This window comes from Mesorhizobium sp. B2-4-15 (genome assembly GCF_006658505.1).
Lineage (GTDB): Bacteria > Pseudomonadota > Alphaproteobacteria > Rhizobiales > Rhizobiaceae > Mesorhizobium.
Genome location: NZ_VFUZ01000008.1, coordinates 1 through 15,152, shown reverse-complemented (window position 1 = coordinate 15,152; position 15,152 = coordinate 1). Strand labels below are relative to the sequence as shown.

General features: G+C 60.9%; 14 protein-coding genes. 6 read left to right on the top strand and 8 right to left on the bottom strand.

Annotation, left to right across the window (positions count from 1 at the left end; translation table 11 throughout):
* Positions 1-27 precede the first annotated feature (27 nt).
* Positions 28-1,377 (top strand): oxygen-independent coproporphyrinogen III oxidase, encoded by a 1,350-nt coding sequence (gene hemN, locus FJ930_RS11650; protein WP_141837975.1) that lies wholly within the window; start codon positions 28-30, stop codon positions 1,375-1,377.
* Between the two features lie 184 nt (positions 1,378-1,561).
* Here the strand turns inward: hemN and FJ930_RS11645 are convergent, their stop codons facing one another.
* From FJ930_RS11645 to FJ930_RS11630, 4 genes are all read right to left on the bottom strand, one after another.
* Positions 1,562-2,047 (bottom strand): group III truncated hemoglobin, encoded by a 486-nt coding sequence (locus tag FJ930_RS11645; RefSeq protein WP_141837707.1) that lies wholly within the window; start codon positions 2,045-2,047, stop codon positions 1,562-1,564.
* Positions 2,048-2,061: 14 nt separating this feature from the next.
* A complete protein-coding gene (locus tag FJ930_RS11640) occupies positions 2,062-2,916 on the bottom strand; it encodes an SUMF1/EgtB/PvdO family nonheme iron enzyme (RefSeq protein ID WP_141837705.1) in 855 nt (284 codons plus the stop codon).
* Between the two features lie 78 nt (positions 2,917-2,994).
* Entirely contained in the window at positions 2,995-4,098 is a 1,104-nt protein-coding gene (gene nirK / locus FJ930_RS11635; RefSeq protein ID WP_141837703.1) for a copper-containing nitrite reductase, read from the bottom strand.
* 116 nt (positions 4,099-4,214) lie between these two features.
* Positions 4,215-4,655 (bottom strand): pseudoazurin, encoded by a 441-nt coding sequence (locus tag FJ930_RS11630; protein WP_140748262.1) that lies wholly within the window; start codon positions 4,653-4,655, stop codon positions 4,215-4,217.
* A 151-nt stretch (positions 4,656-4,806) separates the two neighbouring features.
* Between FJ930_RS11630 and FJ930_RS11625 the strand changes: the two genes are divergently transcribed.
* On the top strand, positions 4,807-5,508 hold the full coding sequence (locus FJ930_RS11625) for a Crp/Fnr family transcriptional regulator (protein ID WP_141837974.1): 702 nt from the start codon (positions 4,807-4,809) through the stop codon (positions 5,506-5,508).
* On the opposite strand, the gene FJ930_RS11620 is transcribed toward FJ930_RS11625, so the two are convergent.
* Positions 5,432-5,689 (bottom strand): DUF1858 domain-containing protein, encoded by a 258-nt coding sequence (locus tag FJ930_RS11620; RefSeq protein ID WP_141837701.1) that lies wholly within the window; start codon positions 5,687-5,689, stop codon positions 5,432-5,434. The genes FJ930_RS11625 and FJ930_RS11620 overlap by 77 nt on opposite strands.
* 141 nt (positions 5,690-5,830) lie before the next feature.
* Here FJ930_RS11620 and FJ930_RS11615 point away from each other — a divergent pair, with 141 nt between their 5' ends.
* The 4 genes from FJ930_RS11615 to galE all read left to right on the top strand — a co-directional run bounded on the left by FJ930_RS11615 (position 5,831) and on the right by galE (position 9,465).
* Positions 5,831-6,076: a hypothetical protein gene (locus FJ930_RS11615; RefSeq protein ID WP_141837699.1), complete on the top strand. Its 246-nt coding sequence runs from the start codon at positions 5,831-5,833 to the stop codon at positions 6,074-6,076.
* An 89-nt stretch (positions 6,077-6,165) separates the two neighbouring features.
* Complete coding sequence (locus tag FJ930_RS11610; RefSeq protein ID WP_141837697.1) at positions 6,166-7,233, top strand: cyclic nucleotide-gated potassium channel; 1,068 nt, start codon at positions 6,166-6,168, stop codon at positions 7,231-7,233.
* A 286-nt stretch (positions 7,234-7,519) separates the two neighbouring features.
* On the top strand, positions 7,520-8,494 hold the full coding sequence (locus FJ930_RS11605; protein ID WP_141837695.1) for a UDP-glucuronic acid decarboxylase family protein: 975 nt from the start codon (positions 7,520-7,522) through the stop codon (positions 8,492-8,494).
* Entirely contained in the window at positions 8,491-9,465 is a 975-nt protein-coding gene (galE, locus tag FJ930_RS11600; protein ID WP_141837693.1) for a UDP-glucose 4-epimerase GalE, read from the top strand. The genes FJ930_RS11605 and galE overlap by 4 nt, the downstream gene beginning before the upstream one ends.
* 241 nt (positions 9,466-9,706) lie before the next feature.
* On the opposite strand, the gene FJ930_RS11595 is transcribed toward galE, so the two are convergent.
* The 3 genes from FJ930_RS11595 to FJ930_RS30395 form a co-directional block, all read right to left on the bottom strand.
* Entirely contained in the window at positions 9,707-11,527 is a 1,821-nt protein-coding gene (locus FJ930_RS11595) for an ABC transporter ATP-binding protein (RefSeq protein WP_141837691.1), read from the bottom strand.
* Entirely contained in the window at positions 11,524-12,513 is a 990-nt protein-coding gene (locus FJ930_RS11590) for a glycosyltransferase family 2 protein (RefSeq protein ID WP_141837689.1), read from the bottom strand. Before FJ930_RS11590 ends, FJ930_RS11595 begins: the two co-directional genes overlap by 4 nt.
* Positions 12,510-15,152: trifunctional glycosyltransferase/class I SAM-dependent methyltransferase/polysaccharide deacetylase (locus FJ930_RS30395; protein WP_246676876.1), on the bottom strand; the 2,643-nt coding region annotated here is incomplete at its 5' end. The genes FJ930_RS30395 and FJ930_RS11590, both read right to left, overlap by 4 nt.

Sequence of the window (15,152 nt, the reverse complement as noted above, 5' to 3'; positions counted from 1 at the left end):
GGGATGCAAAGGCCATCCAACAGCGACATTCGACCGGATTTGTCCGCCAAATTGGGCGAGAGCGTCCCCCGCTACACGAGCTATCCGACGGCCCCGCATTTCCATTCGGGCATTGACGCGCAAACCGTTCGCGGCTGGCTGGAAGCGATTGAGCCGAGCAGCGAGATTTCGCTCTATCTGCACGTACCTTACTGCGACAAGCTATGCTGGTTCTGTGCCTGTCACACCAAGCAGACCCGTCACTATGCACCCGTGACGTCTTTCTTGCGCTCTCTTCATGCCGAAATCGAGACAGTGGCAGGCATTGTGCGTGGCAAAGGGCGCATTCGCGCCGTCCATTTCGGGGGCGGCTCACCGACGATGCTGACACCCAGTGACATCGTGGCACTCGGGAGGCGTCTGCGCGCCGAGTTCGATCTGCTTGATGATGCCAGCGTGAGTGTCGAGATCGAGCCCAACGACATGGATGAGGCGCGCCTGGAAGCCCTTGCGGCAATCGGCATGACGAGGGCGAGCCTCGGCGTTCAGGACTTCGATCTCAAAGTTCAGAAGGCGATCAATCGCGAGCAGAGTTTCGAGCTGACAAGAGAGGTCGTGGATGGTGTTCGCGCACGTGGCGTGAAATCCGTCAATCTCGATCTGCTCTACGGCCTGCCACATCAGACGCTCGAAAGCATCGCCATGACGGTCGAGCAGGTGCTGACGCTGGCGCCGGACAGGATGGCGCTCTTCGGCTACGCTCATGTGCCCTGGTTCAAGAAACACCAGACCATGATCGACGAGGCCTGGTTGCCGGATTCGATGCAACGCCTCGCGCAATCGCGTCTGGCGGCACAGATGATCGAAGCGGCCGGCTATGAGCCGATTGGGCTGGATCATTTCGCCAAGCCTGACGATTCGCTGGCGGTCGCCGCCATGGCGGGCAGACTGCGTCGCAATTTCCAGGGCTATACCGAGGATCAATGTGACACCCTCATCGGGTTCGGGCCTTCCTCGATCAGCCGATACAGGCAAGGTTACGCGCAAAACATCGTTGCCACCGGCGAATATGAGAAGGCGGTGGCTGCAGGACGATTGGCCACGGCCCGAGGAATTGAGCTCAGCCCCGACGACCGGGCGAGGGGATGGGTCATCGAGCGTCTGATGTGCGACTTCTCGTTCTCGGCAATCGAACTCGTGGAGCTCTTCGGCGAGAGAGGGCAGAAACTACTTCTTCAGGCCAGCCGTCTCGCCACGAACGGCTCCGGACGACTGATTGAACTGCGGAATGACCATTTCGTGGTGCCAGCTGAAAGCCGCGCGCTGGTAAGAACGGTTGCGGCCAAATTCGACAAGTATTTGCAGACCGGAACAGCGCGGCATTCGCTGGCCGTTTGAGCTCGGACTTTGAAGGCTCGCCGGCGAGGTTGCCAATGGAGCCGTGGGAAGGGCGGATTTGGGTGCCGGCGCGCCTAGCCGATGTGATGCCTGGCAAGCCTGGCAAGCATGCCAAGGATAGCAATCATCGCGGCGGCAGGTGCCAAGATAACCGCAAATCAAGGCAGCGAACGGCAGAAGATTGTCATCGCCGCACCTGGGGCGGCACTGCCGGATCAGGTACGGCGCCAGCAGGAGTTTGCGCCCGATCGAGGCGAAAAAACATCGACAGTTTCAGGCTTGTCGCTATCCGTTCGGCCCGGTCGACAAACACCATGGCGGTGTCGGGTGAAAAAAGGCCGGCGACGGTCTTGCGGAAGACGTCCATCCAGATGTCGAAGTCCGCTTCAGTAACGTCTGTTAGTTTCAGGTGAGTGGGCACTGGCCGCCCGTGATAATCGCCAGTGCGCAGGATGATGGAGCACCAGAAGTCGGTCATTTTCTCAAGATGCGGTTCCCAATCGCCAGGGATCTCACGCGCAAAGATTGGCCCAAGGCGATCGTTCTGTCGGATCGCGGCATAAAATTCGCGCACGAGATGCCCGATCGAGGCTCGATCGATCACTGGGTTGTCCAGGCCTCGTTCTACTTTTGGCCAGGCTTGTGCGGCCAAGGATGTTTTCACTGTCATGCTTGAGTTCTCGCTCAGGAAATTCCAAATCGCCGAAGGGTCGCCTGGACGAAGTTGAGGCGCTCGCGGACGAGACGGAACCCCAGATTGTCGGGTGGCGTGCCGACCGCGCAGCCGCCGCTCTTGCCGTCGCGGATGAAGTTCGACATGTAGGTGCGGTGGAACCCTTCCACGACATGAACGCCGCAATTGTCGATCGAAGTTGAAATCTCCCTGCCGTCGGTGCTCATCGTTGCATGAACGTAGCATGTCGATGTCCACTCCCAGACATTCCCGGCGATATCGGCCACGCCTTTTGAATTTGTGCCAAAGGCTCCTCGAGTTCTGGGATCCGGATCGGATTTTCGACCGAGCGAGGCCTCGGTTCGATATTGAACCAGCCAGCGTTGGGCGGGATTGTTGGGGTCGCTGTCGCCACCTTCGATGTCGCCGCGGAAACGCTCGCCGGCCGCATGAGCCCACTCCTGATCCGTTGGCAGTCGCCATGAAGCGCCTGTCTGCCTTGAAAGCCAGTTCGCGTACGCCTCGGCGTCGATGTGACTGACACCGGTAACCGGGACATTGCCACTGCCGCTCTTATCGGCCGGTTTGCATGCGCCAGCCGCCACGCAACGCCCATATTCAAGCGCGCTTACCTGATACTTCATGATTTCAAGGGGAGCGCCGAGCTTCACCACAATCCTGGGTGCCATCACCGGACGGTTGTCCTTCAGGAACTCTCCTGGCCGCGGATGCTCGAAGGAGCCCGGCGGTACGGTCACAAGCTCGGCATCATCGTTTGGGCGCTCCACTGGAAACCAGCTGGCAAGGCCAATCGCCATCACTGCCGTGGCTAAGACCCCACACGCCACAATTGGCTTATGTTGCATGGTTTTTTCGCCCGGCTGCGGACATGACCTTGCAGGATGGGCGCAAGGTCACGTCGACCCTCAGAATGAACGGCCCGATTACGACGAAATAGGCTTAGCCGCCTCGACCTGCGTCATCAGATCGTCGTCCCAGGTCCCATCGACGGTGAAATGCGCCGTTGCGCCGAGTTCCACAGCCTCGATCAGATTGTGGTTTACGTAGGCGTAGACACCCGGCTGCCGGAATCTGTAGAGGGCAGAGCCGGCCGATCCACCGCGGATGAACCAGGTTTCGAGATCCTTCGCCGGCGGATTGGCGAACTTGCCCTGTTCCCAGACATAGTCACCATGGCCGCCGATGAGGTGAGGGCGGGTATCACGGTTGGCCTGGGAGTGGACGATCAGGACCGTTTCACCAACCTTGGCTTTCATGGCATTCTCGCCGGTCAGCGATCCCGCCTTGCCGTTGAACACGACATGGGTGGGGATCAACCCACGCATGACCTTCACGGTGTCGTCGTAATTGTCGCCGGCGGACTCGTACTTCTTGAATTTTCCGCTCTCGTCGCGGGGAATGTAGAAGTCGTTTTCGCCGATATAGTAGATGCGGTCGTAATGGATCGGCTTGCCCTTGTCGTCCTTGAGGCCGTCGCGGGGCAGCACCATCACAGTGCCGCTCATGCCAGACACGACATGCCACGGGATCATGGGGCCGCCGGGGGCGCAGTGATAGACGAACGTGCCGGGCCGCGTTGCCTTGAAGCGGAGTGTGGTCTGCTCGCCCGGATTGATAAGGGTCAGCGCACCGCCGCCCAGGGCGCCGGTCGCGGCGTGGAAGTCGATATTGTGGGCGAGCGTGTTGGTATCGGGATTGATGAGGGTGAGTTCGAGATAGTCACCCTCGTGGACGACCATCAGGGGGCCCGGGATCGAACCATTGTAGGTCATCGCGTTGAGCTGCGTGCCGTCGGCATCGATGACGATCGGCTTCTCCTCGATGGTCATCGTGAATTCGACCACCTTTGGGCCGCCTCTGGCCACCTGGTCGTGAGCGTGGACGAATGGCGGCGCCACCGGCTTCACTTTCTCGCGCGGCAATCCGGCGACTTCCTTCGGACTGGCCGTTGCCGGCAGTGCGCTTACCGCAGCGACCGTCGCCGCGGCAAAAACGGACCCAATCAGTGCTTCACGTCTCGTAAGCATTTCCCACTCCTTTTGTGTGGATCAGTCGAATGACTGGAGAGTAAGCCGTCTGTGGAGAACTTCTTTGCGCTGGCGCAACTTCCCGAACCGAACGGCCCGTCCGGTCGAAGCGGAGATCAGTTGGCCTTCGGGACTTCGCTGAACAGTTCGGTGAAGACGGTCTTGGCCTTGCCCACCTGCTTGACGGCTTCGGCGGCCTCAAGGTTGACGGGCTTGCCGACGACGATCAGCGCCACCATACCCATGCCGTAATGCGGGCTGCACTTCACGCCGTAGACGCCTTCCTGCGTAAGCGTCACAGTCGTCGTCTCGCCCATTTTGCCTTTGAATTCCTGGGCACCGTCCGGAAGCATGCCCTTGATGGTCTCGACGTCGTGGGTCTTGTCGCCAGGCACGAACTTGACGGTGTCGCCAGGAGCCGCCTTGATGAAACTCGGCTGGAAGACCATGGAGCCCTTGTCCCCCTTGGTCATAAGCTGGACGACGTGTTCCTCGGCATGCGCCGCACCGGCCAGGGCGAGCAGGGCGGCCGCGGAGGCAATCAGGGGAAATTTCATTTCAGGTTCCTTTCCTAGGGTTCTCACGGCCTCGACCGTTGCCGGCTTGTACCCGACGGCCTGCGATCGCGATTTGCGCTGGCGCAAATTAGGGGATGAAATGTAGTCTTGCTGCCGCTCCGTTCTGGAGGTGCAGCCCAGTGAGGAGCCAATCTTGCCGCTTGACCGGTCGATCATTGCGCATCTGGCGCTGTTCCACGGCTTGGAGCCCCAAGCGCTCGACATCATTTTGAAGGACGCCAGATCGGTCCTGTTTGCCAAAGAGTCGATTGTCTTCGAACAGGAGGCCGACGCCCGCTCTTTCTATGTCCTGCTCTCCGGACATATCCGCGTGGTGCGCACAACGCCGGATGGCCGCCAGATCATTGCCCGTTACATCAGCGAAGGTGAGATATTCGGTGTCGCGGCTGCGCTCGGCAGACTGACCTATCCGGCCACCGCAGTTGCCGCAGTGGACTGCGTGGTTCTCGTCTGGCCGAGTTCCGTTTGGCCCGATCTCTCGTCACGCTTCCCGGCATTGAGCGCAGGCACGTTCAAGACCGTTGGAAACAGGCTGCAGGAGACACAAGCTCGCGTGCTCGAATTGGCAACCGAGCAAGTCGAACAGCGCGTGGCGTCCGCAATCCTTCGTTTGATCAACCAGACCGGACGAAAGACCGAGGCCGGCATCGAGATCGATTTTCCCATATCACGGCAGGATATCGCCGAGATGACTGGAACGACCTTACATACCGTCAGTCGGCTGCTGAGCGCGTGGGAAGAGAAAGGAATTATCGTTAGCGGTCGACAGCGCGTGACCGTTGCCGATCCTCATCGACTTGTCCTGCTGGCCGAGCACCGGGGTGATCGATAGCCATCATGGCAAGATACGCGTGAAGATCCGCCAGAAAATCCTGCTCCATAACTCGATGATCTCGACATGCCTCGGCAATCGAATGGAAGGGGGCGATCGGGCAGCCCGTGCAAAGCATCCCGTGTTTAAGAATGACTGAAATGCTGGCGGGCCACCGCCGCATCATCTCGTCAACAGCCATGTCAGGGTCGATGCGCAAAAGAGCACTTCGCTTGTGTGAAATCCTTTTGGACTTTGATTCCTATAGCGAGACGTCCACAGCAATCTTTGCGATTGCGCAAAGAAGGACGGATCGCCCTAAACCGCGAAGCACGATGGCTAAATGGCGGGCTTGATTGGGATCAATGTCTCCTTGGACCGCCGGGGTCACGTTGGATCAGAACCAATGAAGGATCCGATCATGACCAGCGACACTATCGAACTTTGGGCCGCCATGCTTGGCTTCGCCTATATCGCCGGCGCAGGGATATATTTCCAACTGACCCTGGCGAAGAAGCACAGTCCCGTTTCGGCAAGCTATCGCATTGGCCGCCGCCCGCCGCCCCGTTCAGCGAAAGCAAAGCGCTGAGAAGCCCACGGACGATCGACACAGAGCGCCTTTGCGCTTGCCTTGAATGCATTCTATTTTGAAGGGCACTAGCCGCTTGTGGGCACAGAATGTCGGTACTGCCTTTCTTAAGAATTTACGCGCCGCTCAACGCGGTGCTGGCCGCGCCTGGGCTTCTGGCGGTGGCAGCGCTCACGATACCGGACATGCCCGGACGAAGCAGACTGGCTCTGGCCGTCCTGCTTGCTGTCATTTGGGGCGCCTATCTCCTGCAAATGGGCGCGACGCTGCTCAAGCACCGGGCGGGAGACGTGCGGAACTGGACGCCGGTAATCGCCATCGATGTGCTCGCGGTTTTGGTTCCACTCGCCGCATTTCTGTTCGTCGGCACGCCCGACCGGAGCCTCTACTGTGCTGTCTGGCTGCTGAAACCGCTGCGCGACTCGACTTTCTTCCCGGTGCTGGGCAGGGTGCTGGCCAACGAAGCGCGCAACCTGATCGGCGTCACCACGCTCTTCGGCGTCGTTCTGTTCGGCGTCGCGCTCACGGCCTATGTCATCGAGCGCGACATTCAGCCGGGAAAGTTCGGCAGCATCCCCCAGGCAATGTGGTGGGCGGTGGTCACGCTGTCCACCACCGGCTATGGCGACGCCATTCCGGAAAGCTTCGCCGGCCGCGTCCTTGCCGGGGTCGTCATGATGAGTGGCATCGGCATCTTCGCGCTCTGGGCTGGCATTCTTGCCACCGGCTTCTATCAAGAAGTCCGTCGCGGGGATTTCGTCCGTAATTGGCAATTGGTCGCCGGCGTGCCGTTGTTTCAGAAGCTCGGCCCGGCCGCGCTAGTCGAGATCGTGCGCGCGTTAAGACCCCGCGTCCTGCCGGCGGGCGCCGTGATCTGCCGCAATGGCGAGCGCGGTGATCAGATGTTCTTCGTCGTGGAGGGGCGCGTCAGCGTTGCGCTGCCGAACCCGGTGGAGCTTGGCCCTGGTGCCTTCTTCGGCGAGATGGCGCTGATCAGCGGCGAACCGCGTGCGGCGACCGTCAGCGCCGCAACAGTGGTCTCACTCCTGTCGCTGCACTCGGTGGATTTCCAGATGCTGTGCAGCAGCAGCCCGGAGATCGCGGAAATCATCCGCAAGACAGCGCTCGAACGGCGCGGCGCGGCGTCGATGACTTGACCTTGCTAGTGTGCAGTTCCCGGACTGTATTGGTGTGGCATCGATCTTGAGTACCGAAATCGACGGACTATTTCCGCGTACCGCGCACCTTTTCCCAGGGCGGCCTCTGTCAGGGAAATACGGGAATCCCAACGCTGGGAGCGTGGTCGTCCGGCAAGGCGAGCCGCGGGCGCATTCGGCAATGATGTCTTGTCGGTAATGTAAATTGAAGGCGGCGTGCTGTTGAATCGCCCAACTGTCCGGCTAGTTTATTAGGAATGTCTAAATTGGCCGGGAGATTCCGAAAATGCAGCGGGCGAAACGAATTCTGGTGACTGGAGGTGCGGGTTTTCTGGGATCGTTCTTGTGCGAGCGACTGCTTGGTGAAGGTCACGAAGTTACATGTGTCGACAATTTTTTCACCGGAAGCCGAAGAAACGTCTCCCATTTCCTCGACAACAGGTCCTTCGAGATCATTCGTCACGACGTCACGTTTCCACTCTACGTTGAGGTCGACGAGATCTACAATCTTGCCTGTCCCGCAAGCCCCGTTCACTACCAGTTCGATCCGGTCCAGACGACCAAGACCAGCGTCCATGGGGCGATCAACATGCTGGGGCTGGCCAAGCGCGTTCGCGCCAAAATTCTTCAGGCGTCCACGTCTGAAGTTTACGGCGACCCTGAAATTCATCCGCAGACCGAGGACTATTGGGGCAGGGTAAACCCGATAGGACCCCGTTCCTGCTACGATGAAGGCAAAAGATGTGCCGAAACTCTGTTTTTCGACTATTGGCGCCAGCACAGGCTGCGGATCAAGGTCGCGCGCATCTTCAACACATACGGCCCGAGGATGCGTCCGGACGACGGCCGCGTCATTTCCAACTTCATCGTGCAAGCGTTACAGAACGAGCCGATAACAGTGTACGGCACGGGCCAGCAAACACGTTCATTTTGCTATGTCGACGATCTCATCGATGGTCTGGTTCGCCTGATGCAGACCGATGACGATGTCACCGGTCCGATCAATCTTGGCAATCCAGTCGAATTCACGATGCTCGAGCTTGCCAATCTTGTGATCGAGCTCACTGGAAGCCGGTCGACGATTAAATTCATGCCTTTGCCTATTGACGACCCAAAGCAGCGGCAGCCCGATATCGGGAGCGCCTTGCATGAGTTCAACTGGAGACCAAAAACCGCATTGCGCGACGGTCTTGCCAAGACCATCGCCTATTTCGAAAGCTTGGTTTCGTCGAAACATTTACGATCGACCGCTGCCGAATGAAGACTGTCCTGGTCACCGGCGGGGCCGGCTATATCGGATCGCACTGTTGCAAGGCGTTCGCTGAATCCGGCTGGTCGGTCATCGCATATGACAATCTCTCGCGCGGTTGGCGCGACGCGGTCAAATGGGGGCCGATTGTCGAGGGCGACATATCCGACGCCGCGACCGTGTCGGCGGCGCTGCGACAATATCGGCCTGACGTGGTGGCGCATTTCGCCGCCTATGCGTATGTGGGCGAGTCCGTCGAACACCCCGAACTCTATTACCGAAACAACAGTTTCGGGTCGCTGGTCTTGTTCGAGGAAATGTTGAAGGCCGGCGTCGACAAGCTGATCTTTTCCAGCACCTGCGCATCTTATGGCGTTCCGGTTCGCACGCCGATTGACGAAATGCATCCGCAGTCGCCCATCAATCCCTATGGATGGTCGAAATTCATCATAGAACGGATGGTGGACAATCTGTCGTATGCCCATGGCCTGAACGCGGTCGTACTCCGGTATTTCAACGCGGCCGGATGCGATCCTGACGGCGAGGTCGGTGAGCGGCATGAACCGGAAACCCACGTCATACCCCTCGCTATCGAGGCGGCGATCAGACCGGGCCGGCTTTTTACCGTCAACGGCACCGACTTCGATACCCGCGATGGAACCGCGGTACGGGACTATGTCCATGTCACCGATCTCGCGCGTGCTCACGTCCTGGCAGGGGAGAAGCTTCTCCGCGACAAGGGTGTCGACGTGTACAACCTCGGGACCGGAACCGGAACGACGGTGAAGGAATTGGTCGATGCGGTGAACCGAGCTTCGGGGTCGCGCCTTCCGGTGGTCTACGGCCCGCGCAGGGCAGGTGACCCGCCAGCGCTCGTAGCCGCGGCTGGCAAGGCGTACCGGGAACTTGGCTGGGCACCCGAGCAATCTGGAATCGACAGGATCGTCGAGACGGCACTGGCTTGGTATCGTAGCCGATTGTGAATTGTGATAGGTACGACATTCCGCCAGCTGGCCTTGCCCGCCCGTCATCAAGAGAGCAGCAGCCGCGCCGGCCGAAACTGTCGATTCCATTGCCCGCGCCGGACCGACACGCTGGAGCCGGATGATTTCAGGTCGAGTCGACCTGAAATCTGAATCCGTCTCTAAATCAAAAAGTTAGAGCATGATGTCGTCCGAAAACCGCTTCACACTTTTCGGCATCATGCTCTGGTGATCGGGGACGTCACCGACCCTTACTTTCAGCCTCGGACGCACGTACGACTTCGTGCTGGCGATGTTGATATTGAGGAACGACGAGTGAGGCAGGCCCTTGGCTGATGACTCTGCCGTTCTCGATCCAAATGACATTCGCGGCCTCACGCGCCGTGTCGATGCGGTGCGTGATCAGCAAAATTGTCCTGCTGCCAAGCTGCCTATCAATCGCACGCCGCACCTGGTCCTCGAGCGCGGTATCGAGTGCGTTCATCGCCTCATCCAGGATCAGGAGGTCCGGATCGCGCAATACAGCCCGCGCCAGGCCAATGCGCTGCCGTTGGCCACCGGAAAATCGCAGTCCCTCCTGTCCGATCCAGGTGTCATAACGGTCTGGAAGGCCCTCGACGAATGCCGAGACACCGGCACTGCGGGCTGCGGCAATGATCTCTTCTTCGGTCGCATCGGCTTTGGCCATTCGGATGTTCTCCGTCACCGTGCCCTCGACGAGGTCGACGTCCTGACCGGTCACGGCGATCTTGGAGAGCCAATCGTCCCGCCTGATTTCCGCGAGCCGGATGCCGTCAATCATGATGTCGCCGGAGGTCGGTTCGTATAGCCGCAGGAGGAGATTCACGATCGTGGTCTTGCCGGCGCCACTTGCACCGATTAGCGCCGTAGTCACTCCGGCTGGAATCTCGAGCGACAGGTCAGTGAGCACCGGCGTGCTTGGATCATACCCAAAGCTTACGTGCTCGAAGACGATACTCGCGTTCAAATGCCTGAGCGCGATTGTGCCCTGCGATGGATATTCCTTGTCCTCGGACCGGATCATCTCCAAGACCGAGCGCAGCTGTGGCTGCATCTGAGCCAGAAACAGCAGGTTGCTTTCGAACTCCTGCGTATGCGGCTGCAATCGATACAGCAGCGCGACAGCGGCCAGCGTCACCTCGAAGCTGATGTGCCACCACCCGGAGACCAGAACGATAGTGCCCAACATTCCCAGATAACCGATCTCGGTGGTTGGGCCGATCCACGACGAAAGGCGGATCATGGACAACGAGGCGTTGCGCGCGGCCGCCGACGATTGCACGAAACGGCGCTGATGCAGCGCCTCTTGTCCGTAGGCGCGTATGGTGCGCAACGCCTGGAGCGTCATGAGCATGTGCTCGCCGAGCGATTGATGGATCTTCTTTACCTGATGCCCCAGGTCACGCGCGGGCCGCGAAAAGATGCGCAGGATCGCGGAGATCGCAACTGAGCCAAGAGCTGCGATCAGCAGGATCTTCCAGGAGATCGTCAGCAGGAAGACGGCGAAGACGAAGATCGAGCAGCTATTTATGATGAGTCGGGTAACCGCCCCATAGGACTGCGCGACCAGCCACGATTCGGTCCCGAGCACCTCCATGAGTTGCGATTGCTCGTGCTGCTGGATGGATCCGAAAGCGACCCTGAGATATTGCTGGTGGATAAGGTTGCGCACGCGTTCGCTGATCCGTTCGCCAATGCTGGAGCTTATCAACGAATACACCAGCGCTAGTGCTCCCCGCGCGAGGATGAGCAGGAGGATCGCGACGGCGAGCCGAGTGGGACTACCGAACCAGGAGACTGCCAGGCCCAGCGCTCTACCCTGAAGGCCACCTCCTGCCTCCGTGATCCGATTGGACACCAGATAGAGGAACAGCAGGATCAGCGTGATGCCGAGCGTCTCGGCCAAGGACGACAGAAAGCCGAGCGCGAGCAGCACCGGGGTCGCCCAGCGCGGCTTTCCAACGATGCGAAGCAGGTGCGAAAGATCGCGCAACGAAGCACGGACCGCACCGCGGCGTGTGGCGCCGTTGGCTTCGCTCATTTCAGTTCCCCGGTCGGGAAGCGCGCGGTCACCTGCGAGCGGATCGGCCGGCGACCACGCACCAGCCTCGTCACGACGCGCTTGGCCAAATGCGCGCCGACCCACGGCAAATCGATGACGATTATCCGCTTAGCGATCGCAGGATGATGGCGAAGCAACAGCGACAGGATCGGAAGCACATAACGCGGTTGCCGCTGGCGCAACGTTCGCTCCAGGAGCCAGACCGAATAGAAATGCAACCCCTCACGCAGCGTGGATGCCGCATCCGGGTGGCGGCCGAGCATCTCGTCCACCACAAGCATCCAGGATCGCAGCATGCGCGTCATGTTGCTTGACATATTCCCCGGAAGGTAACGATATCCGACCAGCGGCTCTTCGACGACTTCGAAGTGGTATCGTTCGGCGACGCGACAATAGAAGAGGATGTCCTCACAACCCTGCGCGCCCGCCTCGCGCAGTCCGCTCTCGAAACCGCCGGCGTCTATCAGTGCCTGCCGGCGTACCAGGGCGGCGCTGCCGTTACCAACGAAATTGCCATGGAAGAGGCGTTCAAGCACATCGCCCCGCCAGTTTGGCCGATGCTGATCATCAGTTACCTTGCCTTGGGCATCGACCACCAAATACCAGCAGTAGACGAGCCCAACTTTCTCGTCTGTCCGGTCGAGCACAGCCAGCTGCCGCTCGATCTTGGTCGGCGCCCAGAGATCGTCGGCATCGACAAAGGCGATCAGATTGGATCGCGCCGCTTGCCAACCCGTATTGCGAGCAGCGGCCACGCCGGCGTTTGCCTGCTCGATCAGCCGCATCCGCGGGTCGATCTCCATGTGACGTCGGGCAATGGCGACAGTCTGGTCGCGCGAACCGTCGTCGACGACAATAATCTCAAGCGCGCGGTGGGACTGCGAGCGAACGCTGCGAAGCGTGTCGTCGATTGTATCTTGCGCGTTGTGCGCGGGGATAATGACACTGACAAGTTCACCGTTCATTCGAGCGCGGCCTCCAGAATGGCGACAAAGTCATCGAGCGAACGATCGCCGCGAATCTCGATGCGCGGAAGGTCGATCGGATCGCAGTCGAGGTCCGCCGGCCCGTGTCTGCCGCCGAAGCCGATCCGATAGCCGCACTCCCTGGCCAGCCGGCCAAGCCGCCGGTCGGTGACAGAGAAAGGCGCCGCGAACGTCGTCGTTGGCCGGCCGGTCCATCGCTCGATGAACATGCGGGAGCGCAGAAGTTCGGCGGCCAGGTCGGAGCTCGACAGACCGTCGATGGCGCGATGCGTCGCCATATGGCTTCCGAAGAACGCACCTTCGCCGGCGAGGCGCCGCACCGTCCCGGCATCCATGAGCGGCGTCGGTGGACCGCAGTCGGCATCCCACTTGGCACTTTCCCCCACCAGATCCGTCACCAGGAACACTTCCGCGGTCAGGTCGTTCCCGCGCAAGATCGGCCAGGCATGGTCGGCAAAGTTCTGGAAGCCGTCATCGAACGTGATGAGCACCGGGCGGCCAACGAAAGGGTGACGGTTGGCGATGAACCATTCCAGCTGATCGGACATGATCGCGTGAAAGCCATTGGCGCGCAGCCACGCCATCTGCTCGGCAAAAGCGGCGGGCGTCAACCGGAAACGGGCGAGCGCGGCCGGACCGTCATCGGCGACGCCGTGATACATGAGGACGGGGATACGCTGCCGCCGCTCGCTGCGCGCGACATCGCGGCGCAACGCCCGCGCCCCGCCCCAGACGATTTTTCGCGCGACCTCCCTTTCGATGGGCGCGCGGATCGGCACATGATCAATCGTCGGTTCCGCCGCCACGTCGCCTGGCGACAGGCGGCGGAAGCGGTCGATGCGGTAGAGCTCGGTCTGGATCGATTGCTCGAGCACGAGGCCTTCGGTCGCCGCCAGCGTCTCCGAGATCGCTTGCGCACCGAATGTGTTCCAGTCGAAGCCCGTCCGTTCCAAATTGTCACGCAGCACGAATGCGTGCGCGCTGAGGAAACTGCCGCCAGGCGCCAACGCCTCGGCGAGTTTTTTGGCGACGCGCCGCAACTCGGCGAGATCGTCCAAATAGTAGAGCACTTCCGAACAGACGATCAGATCCATCCCGCGCGGCAGCGTGTCGGCAGAGAAATCCAGCACGCCGAACTCGACATTCGGCCGATCGCCGCATCGCGCGCGCGCCCGCGCGATGGCTACGGCGGAGATGTCGGTCGCGGTCAAATGGCCCACTCGCGGCGCCAGCTGCCGCGTGAAGTGGCCCTCCGCGCAGGCCAGCTCGAGCGCCCGGCCGATGGGGCCGGCCGGCAGGATTTCGAGCTGCCGTTGATATTTTTCCTGCTCATAGGCCGAACCGTAGTTCCAGGGATCCTCGGTCGCGAAATGACGATCCCAGAACGACGCGCGATCAGTGTCGCGCCCACCGTCGGCTGGTGCGTGGCGCGGCGGCGCGAGAGGTTCTGTCGTTTCGGCGCTTGACCGCACCAACTGCTGGGCTTCCGCCGCCAACCGCGCGAGCCTGCCGTAGTGGCTGTCTTGATCGGACCGGCGTCCCGTCATGGACAGCAACGCCGATGCCGCAAGCATGTCTGACTTGTCGGCACCGGTACCCTTTTGCGGTGCGTGTACAGACGATCGGCCCGCCAGCCGCGCAACGCCCTTCCAGAAGCGGAACGCCATGCGCCGATAGCCGGAGAGGCCGCGGATGATCTCCCGAGGAGGCACGAGATCCAGGATCAATTCCATCCAATGACGCCTCGTCACTTTCCCGAGTGCGCCGAACTGCACCAAAGCCTCGATCTTGCCGTCGATCATCAGGTAGGCGTAGATTTGATCGATCCCTTCCGGCAGTTTGGTCGAGGTCGGATTTCGGGCGTCGACGCGAATTCCCAGTGTCCGCGCCAGGCTGCGCGGCGCGGCAAGATCGTCGAAGTCGAGAAGCATTTGCTCAAGATGATACTGGACGCGGCGACCCGCCACGGGATTGTCCCAGACCTGGCCGAGTTCGACGATCAACTCGCCGAGGGCGCCGCCGAACCTGTCCCACCTGGCTGCCAATTGCGCCGGCCCCGACAGGCTTCCCACCACCAGGCCGTCGAAAATCACCTTGGCGACCTCGTGCGCCCACTTACGTCCCACGGGGAGCGCGCGCAGGGGCTCGGGGTTGGCCAGGCGCGAGCCGCTGCCGCAATCCGACGCGGCATTCCACAACGCGAACCAGGCGAGCGCTTCGGAAGCGGTGCGGCCGTTCGCCGGGATCGCCCCATTGGCGTGCGCCGGCGCTGGGTGCTTGACCCTGGGGTCGGCAGAAAAGCCGCGGGCGATGACGATTTCCGCGTCCGCCAGCATCCGCGTTGAATTGCGGGTGAGCGAGTTGGGGCTGGCCCGATAGAAAGCGAGCGGCTCGTCGACCATCAGCCAATTCTTGCCCTGACGTGCGACGCGCTGCCACAAATCCCAGTCCTCGCAGGTGCGCAGCGACACATCGAAACCGCCCAGCCCGACAATTGTCGCCCGATCGATCAGCAGCGCGTGCGTGCGGATGCCGCACCGCCGCGCGAATGTCTCGAAGGGCTCGATCGCAACCTCGGTCGCGATGCTCGGCGGGGTGAGTGCGCCATCGGGCATCAC

Excerpts from the sequence above, each read along its gene's own strand:
- FJ930_RS11645 (WP_141837707.1), bottom strand. The coding sequence starts at position 2,047 with ATGACAGTGAAAACATCCTTGGCCGCACAAGCCTGGCCAAAAGTAGAA.
- FJ930_RS11640 (WP_141837705.1), bottom strand. The coding sequence starts at position 2,916 with ATGCAACATAAGCCAATTGTGGCGTGTGGGGTCTTAGCCACGGCAGTG.
- nirK (WP_141837703.1), bottom strand. The coding sequence starts at position 4,098 with ATGCTTACGAGACGTGAAGCACTGATTGGGTCCGTTTTTGCCGCGGCG.
- FJ930_RS11630 (WP_140748262.1), bottom strand. The coding sequence starts at position 4,655 with ATGAAATTTCCCCTGATTGCCTCCGCGGCCGCCCTGCTCGCCCTGGCC.
- FJ930_RS11620 (WP_141837701.1), bottom strand. The coding sequence starts at position 5,689 with ATGGCTGTTGACGAGATGATGCGGCGGTGGCCCGCCAGCATTTCAGTC.
- FJ930_RS11615 (WP_141837699.1), top strand. The coding sequence starts at position 5,831 with ATGGCGGGCTTGATTGGGATCAATGTCTCCTTGGACCGCCGGGGTCAC.
- FJ930_RS11610 (WP_141837697.1), top strand. The coding sequence starts at position 6,166 with ATGTCGGTACTGCCTTTCTTAAGAATTTACGCGCCGCTCAACGCGGTG.
- FJ930_RS11605 (WP_141837695.1), top strand. The coding sequence starts at position 7,520 with ATGCAGCGGGCGAAACGAATTCTGGTGACTGGAGGTGCGGGTTTTCTG.
- galE (WP_141837693.1), top strand. The coding sequence starts at position 8,491 with ATGAAGACTGTCCTGGTCACCGGCGGGGCCGGCTATATCGGATCGCAC.
- FJ930_RS11595 (WP_141837691.1), bottom strand. The coding sequence starts at position 11,527 with ATGAGCGAAGCCAACGGCGCCACACGCCGCGGTGCGGTCCGTGCTTCG.
- FJ930_RS11590 (WP_141837689.1), bottom strand. The coding sequence starts at position 12,513 with ATGAACGGTGAACTTGTCAGTGTCATTATCCCCGCGCACAACGCGCAA.